The following is a 17,512-nucleotide window of genomic DNA, read 5'->3' as shown; positions in this document are numbered from 1 at the left end:
AGTTTATGAGTTAGTCACAGAAGCGTGCGAAGATTTGGGGTAGGGTTTAGTTTTACTTTCCACACCGTTAAGAACTAGACCAAAAATTTGCACGTTGTGTTGATTCAGTTGTGCAAAGCTGTCACTGACAGAGTTTCTATAGCTATTATTTGGGCGGATGACAAACAGCACATTGGAAATTATGGTAGCCATGAGGGCGGTTTCACTGGTTAAACTGACAGGAGCACTGTCAACAATAACATAATCATAATTCCCAGTATGCTCACACGTTGCTAATGCTTGTTCAAAAGCCCCCCGTTTCAGCATTTCCATAATTTTGCCTTTTTTGGGTAAACCTGGTAACAAATCTAAATTTGATTGTATTGAGATTTGTAATTGCCCCGTTGTCGCTCCTTGAATGTAACCCAATCTCTGACTGAGTTCTGCTTTCCTGAAATCTCCATCCACTAGTAGAACTCGAAAACCCAAATCTACTAATGCATAAGCTAGCCCTATGCTCACAGTCGTTTTACCTTCTCCTACAATGGCACTTGTTATCAACAATCGGTGATTGTGCAAAGGCTGTAAGCTAATTGCAGAAGCAAGGCGTTGAAACTCAACTTCTGTTTCATCAACAAGTTCAAATTTTGTAGCAGAATGTTTGATTCGAGGAATGGTTTGTACAAGAGCAAATTTTCGAGCTTGTAAATCTTTGGGGCTTAACAGAGGATTGCGGCTTTCTAAAAACAACACTAAGGCAATGCTACCTACAACAGACGCCAGAACAGCATTAATCATCATTAACATCCGCTTGGGGCTTATTGGTTTTGGTTCAACCTGAGGCGGATCTAAAACTTGTACATTTGGATATGCATCAAAAGCATCTATATTATTTTGCTGTATCTGAGCGAGTAAACCATTATAGACCCCAGCTGCAACATCGACTTGTCGTTTGAATTCTGACAATTTTGCCTGATTTTCAGGAACAGATTGTAATGTGGTTTTCAGTTGACTTATTTGGTAGTCAAGTTGTTGTGCTTGTTCCCGTAAAGCATTGGCTTCGCTTTCTGCCAAAATCAGTTGTTGGATTAAAGGAGTGCGACCTTGAACATTAGGAGCTACTGTTGTATCAACTTTTGTACCAGATGCGACTTGTGTAACGTATTGCTGAAGTGTACGCTGTAGTTGGGCGCGTTGTAGAAGAAGGGTTTTGATCTCTGGATGCTCGTTTGTAAAAAGGGATTGTTTTTGGCGCAAAGAAGTTTCTACATCCAGTAAACGCTGGCGCACAACTTGATAGTTGAGGTTTTCGCCCAAACTTAAAGACTGCACTGCTGAGCTTGGTGCCATACTTAAGCGTTTTGAGAGAACTTTAACACGATTTTCATTTGCCTTGGCTGACGCTAAAGTTTGGGCTTTTAAACTTATCAAACTATTGATTGTGCTAACAATACCTTTCGTTTGCTCTTCGTCATTAACGATACCATTATCTTTTTTAAAATTTGTTAAATTATTTTGTGCAAAAGTTAATTTTAATCTAGCCTGTTCTAGCTCTTGCTTGTTGTATTGTTGTCGTGCTCGACTGTTGGCTTGTCGCAGTTCATTTAAACGTTTTTGATAAGTTTCTGTTAAAACTATTGCTCGCTGTAGTGCTAATTCTGGGCTAGAACCAGTCACAGTTAGCGACATAATTGTAGATTGTTCGGCTGGTTTTACCGTAAATATTTTTTTGTACCCAGACACACTTTTAAACTTATTTTTTTCTGGATCGAGAGCTAAGACTCTCTCTAACAAAGCATCACTTGTAATAATAGATGCCTGCACGTTGAGAGGATTGACTTCTGTGGAAAAACCCACTTCACCATTTTTTAGAGAACCAAGAGTTCCTAAATTGGCATCCAGCTTACTGTTGGTTTTTGGCAAAATTAATTGTGCGCTTGCCATCCAAACTGGTTTAGCAGTAGCTAGCGCCCATCCTGTAGCCAAAATGACAAACAGATTAAAAGCGAGTAAAAATTTCCACTGTCTCGTTACAATAGTTGTTATTTTGTTCATAAATTATTCTTTAATAGTGACCAGTGACCAGTGACCGATAATCAGTGACCAGTGACCGATAATCAGTGACCAGTTAATCCTCATACTGAAAAGTAGAGGATTTGAATAATGAATTAATTTTATTTCCATAAATAAATTTAGGAGATGTACCGTACACCTGACTGGTCAATGAAAATAAAATAAATAAAATGTTCGTCTATTAAAGATAAAGTTGACATTGGTGAATATACTGAAAAATTAGGATTGGAAATTGGTTAACTCAATACCTATCGCCCATCCCATGAACAATTAAGCCTCTGAAGTTGCAGCCTATCCATTACCCGGATCTTTCTCAACATTTACGAGAGCGATCGCTCTCGTTTTTTCTAACTCTGCTACGTTCGTCGTTAATTCTCAATAACAACGGAGAATTTGCCAGAAAAATAAGCGTAATTTTGTCAAGTCTGCTGACATTCTCATTGTTTACAATGCAAGCTATGCAAGAGTTTTAAGATTGTAAAGAAAGATGTGACTAATGGATAGGAGTTCAGTGGGGAGTCGTCTCGTCCCCCAATAGTAATTTATGCAGCAGAGCAATTAGAACTGATATTTGATGAGCAGACAATTTCATTTAGAATCGAAGACAGAGGTATGCCTGGAGAAAGCGTCGGGGATTTAGTGTTTTTCGATGCCATTCTGTTCGAACCAGGAACCAGTAACCAGAAAGGTATTAAGAACGCTGAATGCGAGACCATCGATCAACGACCAGACGGTAAATTTGTACTCTCGTGCCAGGAAACCATCAATATATTCGGCAGCGGAACAATCTTCACTGAGGGCAAAATTGACCAAGGTAGGTTTGAACGACCCAAGTTTGAGAAGCTTAAAATTACTGACGGTAACGGCATCTACACAGGTGCAAAAGGCACTGAGACTATCACACAAACACGCTTTCCCGACCAGGCGCGTATCGAGATGAAGGTCAGTTTGCCATAACAATAGTTGAGAATGGAAATATTTGCAAGTTTGCTTATAAGTTCCCGGATGGGGTGGCCGTCGAGAGGGCATTGAGCCGAGATGTTTGTAAGTGCGATTCGTTCTGGAGAGCGCGACCTGAAATGGTCGTTTAGTGCGGGAAGCCTACTTCCCTAGAGGATTCATACCCTCTACCCCTACGTAAAAGACTAGTAATAGTCCGGTCACATCCGTTGTAAGTAATGAAAGGGATGGAGTGCAGACAACGATTGTAGCCGAAACTGACAGCCCAGGTTGGTTAGAGGAGCAAAGGGGAACTCTCTAACGGTGAACGTAAGTAAATTATCGCTTAAACTGCGTTATACGAAGAAGTGCCAAATTAGGCTGATAGGCACTAACCAAAAGGTAAATGGGTGGGTTGATAGTTTTTCCATCTATCAACCGTATGAACACTAACCCCATCGCAGAATAGATAACACCTAAAAGAGAACAGATAACTAAATGACACAACAGGGTAAGCCCTACAGAGTCTAGGAACGGTCGAAAATTCCTAGTAAGTCTGAGGTAACGAAGACCGAAATCTCTGGAGGGTAGAGGATGAGAGAAAAAGCGAACGCTTACCTGTAATCGGTAAGATAGGGGTTCAAAATTTGCCCCTAACCGAAAGGAACAGCAGACTTCTCTTGGGTCTTATACGAAAGAAACCAAACAAAAGAAACTTAATCTCAAGGACAAGAAGGAACTCGCGTCAGAAACGGCAAAATCCGAATTTGTCAGCAAGTTGCACTTTGAATTGAAATCTAAACAATTTCGACCAAAACCAGTACGCCGCGTTTATATTCCGAAAGCCAACGGTAAGCGTCGTCCATTAGGTATTGCAAATCAGCGTTATTGAAGCAACATGCATGGAAAGTGTACTTGGTGTGGCTTGCATTTCAGAGAAAGTGATGTATTGGAAATTGACCACACCACCCCCATTTCATGCGGAGGCAAAAACGAATGGGAAAATCTCCAATTACTACACCGCCATTGCCACGATGAAAAAACTGCCAGCGATGGTAGTCAGAAGTCCTGTAGTGACAAATAGGAAACACATTGAGTAGCCGTGTGCTGGAAAACTGGCAAGCACGGTTCCGAATGGGAGGTGAGGTGCAGTAATGCTCCTCATCGACCCTACCAAACCTGCATTCCGGATCTGAAAACCCTTATCCTGTATGGTTTTGATAATTTAATACAGTAGGTTTAAAAAAGCCGTATTCGGTAACGAGAAATCAAGCCTTTTGGAGTCATCTTGCAGGAAAAAACACATATCTCGGCTCAATGCCTAGATGAGGTAAGTTTTTCAGCAAGTGCTTTTTTTAGAAAAATTGATGAGAGAACTATGGTTATGGTGCTAGTTTTATTTAGTTTGAACGAAAAATCGTCGTTCCAGACGCTGAAAAACTTCTTAGCGTACAAAAACCCGGATTGGCACGGTGACCCCATGATCGCAGGTCTCGGTCGCGTGCGAATTCAAAAAAGCTATGCTTTTGGGTTAGGAAGGTGAGGGTTAGTAGCTTTGCTAACTCTGGCCAACGTTCTATTTGGGATGAGATACAGAAAATCATCCATTCTCTTGAATACTGAGTTATCTAATTACATCAATTTCTCTTGTGCAATATGTGAGCCTCTAAGTTTAATTTGTTTCTAAGCTGCTATTGCCCTTTACGCCAGACTTTAATTCTACCATCTTTACTTCCACTTGCGAGTAAGCCATCTGAACTAAAAGTAACTGATGTTATTCCTCCTGTATGTTCACTTAAAGTGGTAATGAGTTCACCTTTGTTAAAGTCCCAAATTCTGATCTGATTGTCATCACTACCACTAGCAAGGATTTGACCAGAAGGGCTAAAAGCTACTGAGTTTACAGGATGATTTACTACTATGTTCAAAATTACTTCAAGATTGTTTAGTCGAAAAAATTTTATTTTCCCATCATTACTACCACTAGCTATTGTTTGACCATCAGTACTGAAGGCAAGAGAATTTACAGACTCCAATGAAACTCTAATTTTACCTCTCCTTTCGCCCCGTTCCATTCCCCAAATTTTTACAACTCCTTCCTTATCTCCACTAGCTAGAATCTTACCATTTGGACTAATGGCAACTGATTTTATAGGATGCAAGTGTGGAGAATATTCTCCCCCCAACCAACCTTCAGTTTCTTTAAAGCTCCATATACTTCTTTTTTCAGATAGATTCCAAAGCTCAATATGTCTGTCTTCGCTACCACTAACAAGCCATTCTTGATTAAGATCGTAGCTGGTGGCGATGGAGTAAATAGCTTCTCTACTTCTTTGAGGAAGATCATTTTGTTCACCTGTTCGCCAATTCCATAGCTTGATCACACTTTGTCCTGAATTATCAAATACCGCAGTAGCAATAGTCTCGCCATTGGGACTAAAAGCGATTAAACTCACACTATTGCGTTTCCAGAAATCCCAGACAAATTCAGTTTTTTGTTTACTCCAATCCCAGAGCTTAACTGTTTGGTCATTGTACCGAACTGCAATTAGTTTTCCATCAGGACTGAAAGCTACTGAGCATACCTCTGAGTAGGACGAAGAATCAGAACTGAGCGTACCAATACAGCGCCACAATTTACCTAGGGAAATTCCACGTGAAGGCGAGAGTTGCGTTTTGATAAGTATAAGATTTTTACTTGAATCGCTTTCTGTTTGTAAATTAAAAGACTCTGACTTCTGTACAGGCTGAGGCGATTGCCAAAAAGCTTGGTAATGCTTGACAACTTGTTGATGAGCTATCTCAAAATTTGTAGATGCTATCACATCATCGGTTATTGGTTCTTGTAAAACAAGACCTTCTATAAAAGGAATTGGTCTCGCCGGATCTCTGAGAATTTCATCCCCTTGACCACCAATATACTTTTCCAATGCCCAGGTAGTACGGAATATCACAAAAATGTCGCCAACTTCAGAACCAGAAATTTCTACATATATTGCTTTTCCTAGCTGTGTCGGTTGATTGTACCGTGACACAACTTTTCTGAGCAAGTCAGAAATGTTAGCGTCACAAATATAGCCAGGAGCTACAATTGTTGTAAAATCCCGTTGTTGGCTACTACTTATTAGAAACGGTGCAGCTTGAATTTTTTCTATGTTGTCATTCATAAGTATCTGGACTAAATTAATTTTACGCTCTCCCTTTCTTGAATTAAGACAATTATCTCAAGTAAGGCGGGTATTGATATTGACTTCCAGAACAGACACGAAAATTTTACAATGTAATACCAACGTTACAGGAATGTAATTGAATTTCCATAACTACCTAATTATATAATCGACTACTATTTTTGGGTAATTTTATAAGAGAATCTGGAAAACTGTAATCAAGTTTAGCTTGCATTTCTAAAAAGACATCAATTGTGTACTTTAGAGCACTCTCTTCGTCTGTAACCGATTTGAGAGATTTATTCCTTTGATATTCAAGCTCTCTGATTCTATTTTCTTGTTGTTCTCGTGTTTGCTGAGCTCCTGCTCTTGCTGCTGCGCTAAACTTTTTTAAAATTTCATCAGTGAATCGAAGTTCTAATGGTAAATCTGCAACGATAGATTGTCTGAACCAGTCTATTGCAGTGCCAGCAAATTCTAATAAAGAATCCCAAAATCCCACTTGACTTGAATAATTAATTTGCTGGTTGAGAAGCTCTTGCTTCTTCTTCGCTACCTGCTCTAACTCAAATTTTACTTTATCAGGTAAAACACAAGCTAGAGGCATTTCTACCTGAAAGGGCTTGAGAGATTTACCGGGAATCTTTTTCATGATTCCATCTTCTAGCTTGACAAATTCCATCCCCACTGCACTCATAGGAATCAGTCGAACTGACGAATTACCATCAATCCGATTTTGAACAAAATCTCGGAAAAATTCTTCTTCAAGTAAACGATCTCTAACCTGTTCCAATGAAAAATCCCTGTGGAGAAGATCCCATTTGCTAATGACAAAATGAACTGGATTTTTCTTTCTCATCAAAATTGGGAGCATATTACCCAAATCTTGAGTGATCTGAGTATAGCCATCTCCCTCGTTGCGAAGAAGAGATAAAATTTTTTCGCCATCGAGAAGCCCTAAAAGACTATCAGCTTCCTGTAGCTCACGATCAAGCTCTGGATTTTGCTGTAGAACTAAGTCCCCACCGGCATAATCTAAGTAAGTAAAGTTACAAGCTGTAAAATCCTTAAAATCTAAATCTGGTCTTTGAACTTTACACGTGAAGTGCCATTTTTCAACGTCTACGGTTCCTGGCTCCCAATCCTTGTTGGGATTTGCAAGATTAGCATATCTTTCAGCAAGTAACTGGCTAGGGCTCATTTCTCTCCCATCAGTAGGATTAATGACTATGGGACTACTATCACACTCCAAAAATATTTTAAATTGTCCTGGAATTGAAAGCCTCCTATACATACTTGCTAAAAATACAGTCTTTCCAGATCTTCTTGGCCCTAAAATAATTATCTTATAACTTGCCATACCTGTAGACTCCTTAATAAAATTAGAATTTTTCACGGTTTTTACTGATACGTGAAAAATTTACTAGTTAGTACTTACAATTTGACAAAAAGACCAAAGTGTGTACTATTAGAGATCGAAAAACTCTTCTACATATTCTTATAGGTGAAACCAGAGTTGACTTATGCACTAGTTATGATTTCAAATTGCGAGCGCCTTTTTGCACGTTTTAACCCCGCCTGAATTTCTCTGACTTCTTCAGAGAGACGTAACTGAGAGGTATTCTGTGGGTTAGCTGATACAATCAGGATTTTCTTCATGATGCTATCAACTACTATAGAATTTGCTGTCATCGCTTGGACACTCCTATTGACAAAAACTTGATCGTGTGAGTCAGACTTATTTGCGTTCTTAGGTGCAAGCAAAAACAACTTATCCCGCATTTCTCACAAGCGGTGCGCTCGCTATTAGCCAAACCTTTATCCAGCTTATATTTTGAGCGTTTTAAACACCTCACGAATCACAATAGTATGTGAACGGAGTATTTTATCTCAAGTCTAAGTGGTATAAACGTTTTGGGCTAGAGAGCCGGTTCAGTAGAAGGAGTTGACAAAAAAAGACAAATGTGTATAAAAAATTGAGAGGGGCAAATGGATTTGAATATTATTTTTCTGCCAGTTGAATTAGTTAGGAACAATTAGCAAGAATTTTCCCAAAATCACAAATTATGAAGCACAACTAGCAATGCCAACATTAACCATCTCAATAGTAAAACTGCTCAATGGTCTCCTGTAGACTAATAACTCCCGGTTCGCCCATTTTTTTCTAAGTTAGGGAAAAAAGTATATCGCTAGACATATTGCCAAAGGAACTGGGTAGGTATAGGTTCGGGTTTATGGCAAAAGAACTCATAATTACAAATAAACGAGTTGATGATATACCCATACTGCTAACACAACTAGAGCATATGGGAATAGAGCAACTAATCGATAAACATTTTCCATGTCATGGAAATTGGCAAGGACTAAATCTAGGTAGTGTGGTGGTAATTTGGTTAACACACATATGATCGCAAGCAGACCACCGTTTGAACCACGTTCAAGCTTGGGTAAGTAAGCGATTAGAAACGTTAAAAAGCTTTACGGACGAATCTTTACGCGCACTCGATTTGGCTCCTGACCGTCTGCAAGCAGTATTGTGTTACCTTTCTATTGATACCAACTGGTTCTCATTTGAGTCGGAACTGGGTGGTAGCCTGCTACCATATTACTGGTTTGATTAGGCTACTTTCAATTGGTTTGCGAGTTTTAAACCTTTTAGAATTTCAGGTTCGTCATAATTTAGAAAAAGAGAAAGAAAAACTGGCTGGTCTTTATGTTGGTAATCCAAAGCGAGAGACTGCACGACCTACTGCTGAAATACTTCTGGCTGCATTTAAAGAAATTACACTACTATTGATGGAAGTGAAAAACGAAGTTTACGCTCACTTGACGGCTCTTTCACCCTTGCAGAAGCGTATTCTTGCTTTACTTGGCTTTCCTATCAGTATTTACACTCAACTTGATGGTCAATCTTTTACCCCCGAGTAGGCTTTCTTCTAACTCCCAAAAAAATGAGCGAACCGGGAGTGATAAGCTCATGGTTTGTTTGTTTATCTATTGACTTTTTATGTCATGATTTCTTGATAATTCTTGCCATGAAGAGACGTATTGAGGGTAAGCTTCTGCAAGAATTGTGCCCAACCACAAAAAGTAGAACCAGAAATAAACAATCATCCAGCTTAAGTTAGTGGCTTGACACAGTATTAACATAGCAATAAAGCTAGCAAATGCCCGTTGAGCAGTTCTTTTACCTCTCAATGCCGGTTGCCAAAAGAACCATAAAGTTGTTGATACAGCAATGGCAAAGAATGTGAAACCAAATATTCCGTGTAAATACAGAATTTGTGCGTAAGTTGAAAAAGTCCCCAGAGGAAGTTCAAAAGCTCCGTTACCCCAGGTGACTGTTCGTTCGACAATTCCCCACCCAATCCATGGGGATTCTTTCCAAGCCTTAAGAGTTGCAGCAACAACCAAAGCACGGTCTTTTGATGAATCAGCTCGAGCTCCATTAAAAGTTTCCATAGGTTTGTCTAGTAACTCGGTTACCTCCATTCCTATAAGGGCGCAAATAAAACAAATAAGTGTTGAGAACCAAAGGAACCCTTGACGCGCTGAGGCTTTGCGAAAGCAAATGACTGCTAGAAGTGCTATTGGGAAACATATCCATGCTAGGCGACTTTGAGCAATGATTAATGTTGCGGTGCAACCTGCTAAAGCGTACTTACGTAAATATTTATCTGTTTCACCAAAGCACATAAAAAAGCACAAAAGCGCACAAACGCCCAGAATGGGTGGATCTGCAGTGTAAAGTTCTGTCCGGGCTAGAGGAAGTCCAAAAAAGGGTTGGAACACTGCAAACTTAACCATTAAACTGAGTTTATCTCCTGGTATCGCTTTAGCCAGAGGTGGCATAATAGCTTTCTGCGGACCGGTGCCAAACAGAATTAGCAGTTGAATGCCAAGAGACACCAAGTAACCACCTGTCATCCAAGAAACAGCTCGCGTTACTACAGTTAATCTGACACGATGCCAAAAGGGTATTGTGAGACAAGAAAAAACTAAAAAGTAACCTTTTAAGAGTGTGACTACTGTGGCTGCACTTTTCATGGCGTTAAAGCTGATTGACGATAGCCCCTGAATGTTAGTCCACAGTACTGCTAAGCTCAGTAATAACCACGTCCAGTTACAAAGTGGTAGCGATCGCTTAACGAGTTTGTCTAAATGAAAATCATACGCTAGCAAATAGAGAGCAACGCCGGGATAAAGCAGAGTCTGTACCCCCAACACCCACCACAGTGGCGTTAGCACAATCGTCCAATAAACCACTCGTTCTGCGTGCGAGAGATTTTCTAATTTGTTTTTTGCCTCTAAGAGTATTAATTTCTTAGGGAATATATTAAACATTTAAATTTTTGGATTTTTCCTCTTTTAAAGAGTATGAATTTCTTTATACTCCTCATATTGTTTTCCCGCAACACCTGCTAACATTCCTAAACTGTGATAAATGTATAATAAAGTTTTAATGCCTTGGTGTTGTCCCATAATAAAGGACAGAGGAATGAATAATACACCTTTGATCGCTCGCCTAATTCCCTTGTAAATACACTGATTTTTCACTGCGATTGAGGGTTTTAAGTCTATTTCACAAAAACTCTCTGTAATACCAATTCGGTAACTTCTTTGCAACAACCATTTTAAATTTGTGCGACTTTGAGGTATCCACTCATGTACCAGAGCATTATCTGCCCACACTATTTTATAGCCTACACGTTGCAATCGCATAAAAAAGTGCCAGTCAGAACCACCAGATAATGCCAATCTCTCATCTAGCAACTTCTCTTGTTGTTTAAAAACTTCTGCACGAATAAGTGTATTGTTGTTAGCCGCACTTTTCAGTTCATAACCTGTAGGATAGCGGGGGCGATGGAAAAATTGTCCTTTAGCTAGCCAATCAGGAATAGAGTGAGGAAAGTAAGGTAGAATTTGTCCCCAAACAACATCCGCATTGTATGAACTTTGCACATACAAAAGTTCATCAAGCCAATTGGGTTCGGGAACTTCGTCATCATCAATAAAAGCCACAAAGTCTACATTTTCTGCAATAGCACAAGTAATAGCTTTGTTTCGTGCAAAGGGAATACCTCGGCGTGGTTCGGTGTAACACTTTAAAACCCATTTAAATTCGGAACTGATTTCTGCACAAAATTCACAAGCATGACCGCTTGAGTCATTATCAACAACAATAATTTCTATGTCAGGGGTTTCACAGTGATGGAAAGTTAATTGATTAAGACCATCTAACAGCCGCTTCAATCCACCGGGACGCTGACAAGTATTTATGCAGATGGCTACTCGCATACTATTTTAGATTTTGGATTTTGGATTTTGGATTGGGATGCTTCTGTTCCATTTAGAGGTTATTTATCAAGTAAATCTTAAATGGTCAAATGGAGGAACGAAACCCAATATTTAATGAAATTGTTGGGTTTCGTTCCTCAACCCAACCTACGGCGTTGTCTAATATTTCCTAATAAATATTGATATTGGAGAAATTGTTTAGCAGCTAATAAACGAACAAGGAATAAATATATTACTAGAAATGATAAGGGTTGTATAATGATAGGAAACTTTAGAGAAACGAAAATTGGTAAAAGCGTTATTAAAGGTGCTTTAAACACAAAACTTAAGAACTTTTTAGAAGACCAGCCTAATTGACGGCAAGCCTCCCACCAACAGTAAATCGTCCAAATAATTCCTAAAACTACAGCAACCGCAATACTGACACCAATAATTCCTTTTATCTTGGCACCGATCGCAAAACTTAAGACAGCCACAGGAGCAATGCTTAGGCTGAGTTTAGCATTAACTCCGGGTTTCCCTTTTGCAGACAGCATGGAAAAAAGTTGGCTGTTTATCAGGCGAGAGTAAGCGAAAATCAGCAATCCTGGAATAACTGTACAAACAGGAATCCAGTGGGTTCCAAAGAGAAAAGAGATGGTTTGTTGATTAACAACTAAAAAGAATAAGGCGTATAAGGGAGCAGCTAGGAAAGAGGTTTGTTCAATGACTTTAACTAAAGCGTTTTCTCGCTGTTGGTCATCTTCTAATTGAGCAAACACCGACATCCCAACTTGGCTCATTGCCTGAGAAAGAATAGTTGTTATCGCCATTGTTAACTGGTAGGCAAGATTGTAAAAAGCAAGACTAGTTGTTCCTAGAACTACACTAACCACAAAGTTGTCACAGTTATAAATAACGAAATACCCCAAGCTGAAACCAGTATTGCCTAAACAATAAGACAAAACTTCCCATCTGACCTCTGAATAAATACGCAAATTGAATTTTTGCTTGGCATAGCGATGCATGAGAATGCACCCTGTTACCCAACCTGCTGTATCTCCTATAACAAATGACCAGTAACTTAAACCCAGTAAAGCACTCCCAATTGTGGAAAATACTCTGATAAATGAGGCAATTAGGTTAGAGTTTGCTAGCTCTCGATACTGCATCCGCCTCCTCAGAACTCCTTCATGTACGGACTGGAATGAGGAGAGTATGAGGTTAAAGCCAAATATCAGTAGTATCCATATTAGGTCTGGTATGCTGTAGTAGCGTGCTGCTATGGGTGATATTAATCCAAGCACTAGGGCTAAAAAGCACCCGATAGTCAGACTGATAGTGTAGGTTGTATCTAAATAACGCTTATCTTCAACGCCTTTATAAACGATAAAAGATCCAGATGTACCTTGGTTAAATAGATTTCCAAAAGCCCAAAAAATGTAGGCAGTGCTGATAACACCAAATTCAGATGGGAGCAGTAGTCTTGCTAGCAGCAAGTTACTCACTAAGGATAAGAAGCGTGTTGCGATCGCTCCATAGGTTGCCCAAAATCCATTTTTAAGTATAGCGGACAGTTTCATGGCTGCTTTTGGGTATACCTCACCGAACCAAGCGTTTGTCGGATTCCTAGCTTGGCTAGTGGTGCCAAACGTACTGCTAGTAAAGTCACCAGCGATCGCGGATCGCGGTAAAAAATTGACCAATTACAAGCTAGAGCCCGGTCAATAAAATGACTGGCTTGGTCGAGATTGCCACCTTGGAGAGATAATCTTGCTAAGTACCGATACATATAAGCATAAGCAGTTGGTAACATCGGTTTGACCAACTGTGGCGATCGCTGATAAGCGCTTTGAATAACTTGTTCGTTGCATCGCTGCATTTGTGCTACGTTGAAAGAAAGACCCGATGGACGAACGCGATAGTAACACAAAGTACTCTTGTCTCGGTAGAATTGCCATTTTCGGGTTGTTGCGACTCTCAACCAAAAATCAATGTCTTCCGAACTGCGTAAGCTTTCATCAAATTCTCCCACTTCACCGATTAATGAACGGTGGAATACAGCGTTAGAACCATGACCAACAAAATTTTTACAGAGTAAAGCAAGCAGTGGATCGGAATGAACGGGCTTACCACTTAGGTAAATGGGTGTTGGTTTTCCATCGTCACGAATTGCCCGAGATGCACTATAAACAACCCCAACCTCTGGATGATGATTTAGAGTTGCTACATGACGGGCTAGTTTATCTGAGTGATAAATATCATCTCCATCAAGTAAGGCGATATATTCTCCCCGTGCATGACGGATACCGTGATTGCGTGCTGATGATAAACCTCCATTTTGTTTTTGCCATAACTGAAAGCGTGAATCACTTTTCACGTAAGGCTTGACAATTTCCGCCGTGTTATCAGTAGAACCATCATCAACAATCAGAACTTCAAATTCTTTAAACGATTGGCGTTGTAGCGATCGCAATGCGTCTTCAATATAATGACTTACGTTATAGGCTGGAACTACAACACTAACTTTAGGGATAAAAACCATAACTACATTACACCCCTACGCTCTCATAGCCTGACTCCTTTGGAGGAGTCTGCTCGCATAACACAGATTTGGGTTTCTTTGTGAAAAGAAGACGCAACCAAGTCCGTTTTTCTGTAGGAATCAGCCACATACCCAAACATAAAAAAATGTCCATTGGCTTCGGTCTGCCAAAACGAATTGCTTCCCATAAAAGCAAGAAAAACGCTTTCCAATCACGAGTCCGAGCTGCTCGCGCACTCACTTCTGCTAAAAGAAAAGAGGAATAAGCGCGAGGAGTGACTAAGTGGCGTTTTTCTCTAATCCAGTCTAATGAAAATTGCCAATTGTTGCTGCTACTTAAAGTAGGACGTCCATCTCCTATGTGCCAGATAGAGAGAACTTCTGGCGCAAACTCGACCCCTACGCCCTCTACAGTCATGGCTCGTAATATCCAGTCCCAATCATCGTGCCTTTGAATCGTAGTTGAAAAAGGAACTTTTTGTAATAATTCTTTTGCTGTAAATATAGTTGAAGATTGGATGAGTCCTTCTCCTTGAAATAAGGTCTTGCGAACAAACAAATATTCACTCAATGCCTCTGATGGTTGAGGAAATCTTCTAGGCCAAATAGAATCTCCTTGGGGTGTTTGAGCTATCAAATAACAGGAGACTATAGGAAACTTATACTGGGAAAGTTTAGCCGTTTCAAGTTGCATTTCCAATTTTTGGGGCATCCATTCGTCATCGTCATCTAAAGAAGCAACCCATTTAGCGGAAGCTGCCGCAACTCCAGTGTTCCGCGCTACACGGCAACCTTGATTTGTCGGCAATTCTATAACTCTCAGTCTGAAATCATCAATTTCTGATAACGCAGTCCGAGTTTCTAGTTGCGGACCGTCAATCACAACGATGACTTCGATTTCTTTGAGGGTTTGTGCTAAAGCACTCATAACCGCTCGTTTTACTAACAGGGGTCTGCAATAAGTAGGTATAACTACGCTGACTAAAGGTTCCAAGTCAAATCCCTCCTGATTCTTCTCTTAAACATAGCAGTACTAACGTAACGTCTGTTTTCTTTTTAAAAGAAGCATTGTTCTGAGACGCTAACAATTGTAATGGATGGTAATTAGCTCGGATAAATACTTTTATAAGAGTTTAAAAACCTGATTTTTTTAGCGAACAAGCTAACAACAGTTATGGCACTTTTTTTCTCTGGTGGCATCCCTGATATTTCGTAAATTTAGAATTGTTTTTGCAATTTTGCTTGAAAAGCAACAATTACTCTAACTTAAGAACTTTGTCAACCGAAAAATTACGGTTATAGCTTAACTATTGCTCAAGCCTGCTAAAAACTCCATGTTAAATTGATGGGCTACCAGAATACATCACAGGCGCAACTGATACAGGGATTTCCTGCTCGCGATCGCGATTGTTGAAATTTAAGTACGAGTTACTAACAGGAACAGCAAGTTCTGGATTCAAAGTGTCGATTGATGATAAAAGTTCTACTCGTAGTGGAGCATAAAACTTGCCCAAAGCGATTTGCAGTGCAAAGGCTGGATTACCAAGCAAGTAACGTGCTGCCAAACGTTTTGGTTCGCGACACAAACGATACAGCCACTCTAAACCTAAATCGGAAAGGGTTGATGGGCAATCAGGTACAACGCCTGCAAGTCTGTCAATCACTGCTCCACCAAGCAAAATGGCATTAACATCTAAGCGGAGGCGATGCTCGTAAACCCATTTTTCTTGAACTGGCATTCCCATACCCACAATTAGGATATTGGGCTTTTCTCGATTAATTTTCTGAACAACAACTTGGTTCTGTTCTGAGTCTTGTTTGTCAAAATACCCGTGATGTCCAGCAAACTTAGCATTGGGATACTGCTTTCTCAGATTTTGCAGCGCAGTTTCTAAATACTGAGGTTTAGTCCCTAAGAGAAATACGCTCAATCCTTTCTCGTTACATTTCTCCAATAATTTGGGCATCATCAGTGTATATGAAGCTCGATACTCCAAAGGCAAGTTTAATCCCATGTAACTAATTGCCTTTAAAATGCCAACGCTGTCACAATTGACTATTTCCGAACTTTGGAGAAAGTTGTAATACCAAGGAAGTTGCATTGAAAGATTGAAACTGTGTATATTGTAATTTGCTACAGTTATTTTTTTGTTAAAAACACACGCCGTATGTATGGCTTCTACGAGAGAGGGGATAGTCATACAAGTAATGAGACGCTCTAATAAATAAATATTGAGATTTGGCAATTCTTGAACTTTCTTTTTAATTATCATTCTTGTAATACCTTAAGTTTTATTAGGTTGTTGCGAGATTAAAGTCGTTGAGATCGGTAACCTGACAGGGTATTGAGGGCTAAGAAGTTTGCTCTAAAATGCATACTAGCTTAGCTGTCCTTAAAATTGCATCATTAGTTACTCGGAAATTGACTATAAATCTACGTGAAAGAAGACTTTAAAAAGCAAGTATTTCCATAATTATGAACGTTTGCAAACGCCATTAGAATACCGGAACTTATTGAATAGCAGCATAAAATACTACGTTTTACTTCGGGAAGTACTTATTTAAGTTTTTTTAAAAAAAATCACGAAATTAACTGTGGAATGTATGCAACGTTTGTTTTTTCGTAATTTTTATATGTTAAATACGGATATTTGTGTTTGTTGATTTTGCACTCAAAGTTTTTGATGCTTCCGCTCGATGTTTCAACTAAGTGCTATCTTTGTGTATTTTTTCTATGTTTTTTTAAAAAAATGTAAAAGTAATTTGAAAAGACGCGCCATGGCGCGTCTCTACAATGTTTCCCAATTCGTTGCCTAACTGGCGATTGGCACGTTACTAAATGCCCCAGTGTCCGGTACAAAAATATCTAGGCTGGTAACGCCTTCGGGAATCCGTAACCATACGTAAGCATCAGCAGAAGCTTTGGGACGAAGCGAAAACAGAGAAACGCTCCCTGTCGATCGCTTAAAATCAACTCCCTTGTATGTTTCGCTTGTATCGGGGTTTCGAGCTGTTGTGTTGGAAACCCCAATCACTTCGGCAGAGTCTACATTATCTGTAGCAAGACGACGAATCCGCATTTGGACGTTGACTACATCCCGATTTCCAGTTTCTGGATCTTTAATCCGTTTGACTGACAGTAACTCTACCTGTCCTTTCTTCCCAAAACTGGGCTGTACGTATTGACCTGGTTGAATAATAGCAGATGCAGTGGTTTTTGATTCTGCTTTTGCAGTGGGAGTTGGCGATGGAGTTGCTTCCGGTGATGGCGCGGAAGTATTACTCGAAACAACTGTACCAGTTGCCTGAGTTGAAGTTGTTTGGTTAGTAGCTGTAGCGTTATTGTTTCTGGTATTGACAACATCTATTGTTTGTTGCCATGTAAAAACTTGGTATGCTGCATATCCACTACACAACAAAGCCAAGGTTGAAAGTAAAACCGCTACAGTAGATAAAAATGTACTCACGTGACTACCTCTGATTTATGTTTCTACATATACAGGGTTGTTAACCTTTTAATTTTGTCACTTGA

16 protein-coding genes are annotated in these 17,512 nt (G+C 39.7%); 5 read left to right on the top strand and 11 right to left on the bottom strand.

Annotated elements, in window-relative coordinates; translation table 11 throughout:
• Positions 1-3: 3 nt before the first annotated feature.
• A complete protein-coding gene (locus F7734_RS28765; RefSeq protein WP_155748004.1) occupies positions 4-2,034 on the bottom strand; it encodes a tyrosine-protein kinase domain-containing protein in 2,031 nt (676 codons plus the stop codon).
• Between the two features lie 552 nt (positions 2,035-2,586).
• Here F7734_RS28765 and F7734_RS28760 point away from each other — a divergent pair.
• From F7734_RS28760 to F7734_RS28750, 3 genes are all read left to right on the top strand, one after another.
• A complete protein-coding gene (locus F7734_RS28760) occupies positions 2,587-3,009 on the top strand; it encodes a hypothetical protein (RefSeq protein ID WP_347566303.1) in 423 nt (140 codons plus the stop codon).
• A gap of 880 nt (positions 3,010-3,889) precedes the next feature.
• On the top strand, positions 3,890-4,075 hold the full coding sequence (locus F7734_RS28755; RefSeq protein WP_155748002.1) for an HNH endonuclease signature motif containing protein: 186 nt from the start codon (positions 3,890-3,892) through the stop codon (positions 4,073-4,075).
• Between the two features lie 204 nt (positions 4,076-4,279).
• On the top strand, positions 4,280-4,534 hold the full coding sequence (locus F7734_RS28750) for a hypothetical protein (protein WP_155748001.1): 255 nt from the start codon (positions 4,280-4,282) through the stop codon (positions 4,532-4,534).
• A gap of 148 nt (positions 4,535-4,682) precedes the next feature.
• Here the strand turns inward: F7734_RS28750 and F7734_RS28745 are convergent, their stop codons facing one another.
• The 3 genes from F7734_RS28745 to F7734_RS28735 all read right to left on the bottom strand — a co-directional run bounded on the left by F7734_RS28745 (position 4,683) and on the right by F7734_RS28735 (position 7,850).
• Positions 4,683-6,158 carry a WD40 repeat domain-containing protein gene (locus F7734_RS28745; protein WP_155748000.1) on the bottom strand — a complete coding sequence of 492 codons (1,476 nt, stop codon included), beginning with the start codon at positions 6,156-6,158 and terminating at the stop codon, positions 4,683-4,685.
• Positions 6,159-6,315: 157 nt separating this feature from the next.
• The gene (locus F7734_RS28740) at positions 6,316-7,554 is read right to left on the bottom strand and encodes a hypothetical protein (RefSeq protein WP_155747999.1); all 1,239 of its coding nucleotides are present in this window, start codon (positions 7,552-7,554) and stop codon (positions 6,316-6,318) included.
• A gap of 125 nt (positions 7,555-7,679) precedes the next feature.
• Positions 7,680-7,850 (bottom strand): hypothetical protein, encoded by a 171-nt coding sequence (locus F7734_RS28735; protein ID WP_243147153.1) that lies wholly within the window; start codon positions 7,848-7,850, stop codon positions 7,680-7,682.
• A gap of 734 nt (positions 7,851-8,584) precedes the next feature.
• On the opposite strand from F7734_RS28735, the gene F7734_RS62280 reads away from it, so the two are divergent.
• Both F7734_RS62280 and F7734_RS62275 read left to right on the top strand, forming a co-directional pair.
• Complete coding sequence (locus F7734_RS62280; RefSeq protein WP_207714237.1) at positions 8,585-8,779, top strand: hypothetical protein; 195 nt, start codon at positions 8,585-8,587, stop codon at positions 8,777-8,779.
• Between the two features lie 16 nt (positions 8,780-8,795).
• Complete coding sequence (locus tag F7734_RS62275) at positions 8,796-9,086, top strand: hypothetical protein (protein WP_243147152.1); 291 nt, start codon at positions 8,796-8,798, stop codon at positions 9,084-9,086.
• 66 nt (positions 9,087-9,152) lie between these two features.
• Here F7734_RS62275 and F7734_RS28725 read toward each other — a convergent pair whose 3' ends face one another.
• The 7 genes from F7734_RS28725 to F7734_RS28695 all read right to left on the bottom strand — a co-directional run bounded on the left by F7734_RS28725 (position 9,153) and on the right by F7734_RS28695 (position 17,447).
• Positions 9,153-10,502: an O-antigen ligase family protein gene (locus F7734_RS28725; protein WP_155747998.1), complete on the bottom strand. Its 1,350-nt coding sequence runs from the start codon at positions 10,500-10,502 to the stop codon at positions 9,153-9,155.
• Positions 10,503-10,526: 24 nt separating this feature from the next.
• Positions 10,527-11,456 carry a glycosyltransferase family 2 protein gene (locus F7734_RS28720; protein WP_155747997.1) on the bottom strand — a complete coding sequence of 310 codons (930 nt, stop codon included), beginning with the start codon at positions 11,454-11,456 and terminating at the stop codon, positions 10,527-10,529.
• A 137-nt stretch (positions 11,457-11,593) separates the two neighbouring features.
• Positions 11,594-13,018, bottom strand: a complete 1,425-nt coding sequence (locus tag F7734_RS28715) for an oligosaccharide flippase family protein (protein ID WP_155747996.1) — start codon at positions 13,016-13,018, stop codon at positions 11,594-11,596.
• The gene (locus F7734_RS28710; protein ID WP_155747995.1) at positions 13,015-13,980 is read right to left on the bottom strand and encodes a glycosyltransferase family A protein; all 966 of its coding nucleotides are present in this window, start codon (positions 13,978-13,980) and stop codon (positions 13,015-13,017) included. Before F7734_RS28710 ends, F7734_RS28715 begins: the two co-directional genes overlap by 4 nt.
• Before the next feature lie 7 nt (positions 13,981-13,987).
• Entirely contained in the window at positions 13,988-14,974 is a 987-nt protein-coding gene (locus tag F7734_RS28705; protein WP_155747994.1) for a glycosyltransferase, read from the bottom strand.
• Between the two features lie 343 nt (positions 14,975-15,317).
• The gene (locus F7734_RS28700; RefSeq protein ID WP_155747993.1) at positions 15,318-16,253 is read right to left on the bottom strand and encodes a WecB/TagA/CpsF family glycosyltransferase; all 936 of its coding nucleotides are present in this window, start codon (positions 16,251-16,253) and stop codon (positions 15,318-15,320) included.
• A 540-nt stretch (positions 16,254-16,793) separates the two neighbouring features.
• Complete coding sequence (locus F7734_RS28695) at positions 16,794-17,447, bottom strand: hypothetical protein (RefSeq protein ID WP_166482221.1); 654 nt, start codon at positions 17,445-17,447, stop codon at positions 16,794-16,796.
• Positions 17,448-17,512 lie beyond the last annotated feature (65 nt).

It is taken from the genome of Scytonema sp. UIC 10036, from assembly GCF_009725235.1.
The sequence above is the reverse complement of the archived record's forward strand: the minus strand, read 5'-3'. Positions and strand labels throughout refer to the sequence as shown.

Bases quoted from the DNA above. Each gene is read 5' to 3' on its own strand.
- F7734_RS28735 (WP_243147153.1), bottom strand. From the start codon at position 7,850: ATGACAGCAAATTCTATAGTAGTTGATAGCATCATGAAGAAAATCCTG.
- F7734_RS28720 (WP_155747997.1), bottom strand. From the start codon at position 11,456: ATGCGAGTAGCCATCTGCATAAATACTTGTCAGCGTCCCGGTGGATTG.
- F7734_RS28715 (WP_155747996.1), bottom strand. From the start codon at position 13,018: ATGAAACTGTCCGCTATACTTAAAAATGGATTTTGGGCAACCTATGGA.
- F7734_RS28765 (WP_155748004.1), bottom strand. From the start codon at position 2,034: ATGAACAAAATAACAACTATTGTAACGAGACAGTGGAAATTTTTACTC.
- F7734_RS28755 (WP_155748002.1), top strand. From the start codon at position 3,890: ATGCATGGAAAGTGTACTTGGTGTGGCTTGCATTTCAGAGAAAGTGAT.
- F7734_RS28700 (WP_155747993.1), bottom strand. From the start codon at position 16,253: ATGATAATTAAAAAGAAAGTTCAAGAATTGCCAAATCTCAATATTTAT.
- F7734_RS28710 (WP_155747995.1), bottom strand. From the start codon at position 13,980: ATGGTTTTTATCCCTAAAGTTAGTGTTGTAGTTCCAGCCTATAACGTA.
- F7734_RS28745 (WP_155748000.1), bottom strand. From the start codon at position 6,158: ATGAATGACAACATAGAAAAAATTCAAGCTGCACCGTTTCTAATAAGT.
- F7734_RS28725 (WP_155747998.1), bottom strand. From the start codon at position 10,502: ATGTTTAATATATTCCCTAAGAAATTAATACTCTTAGAGGCAAAAAAC.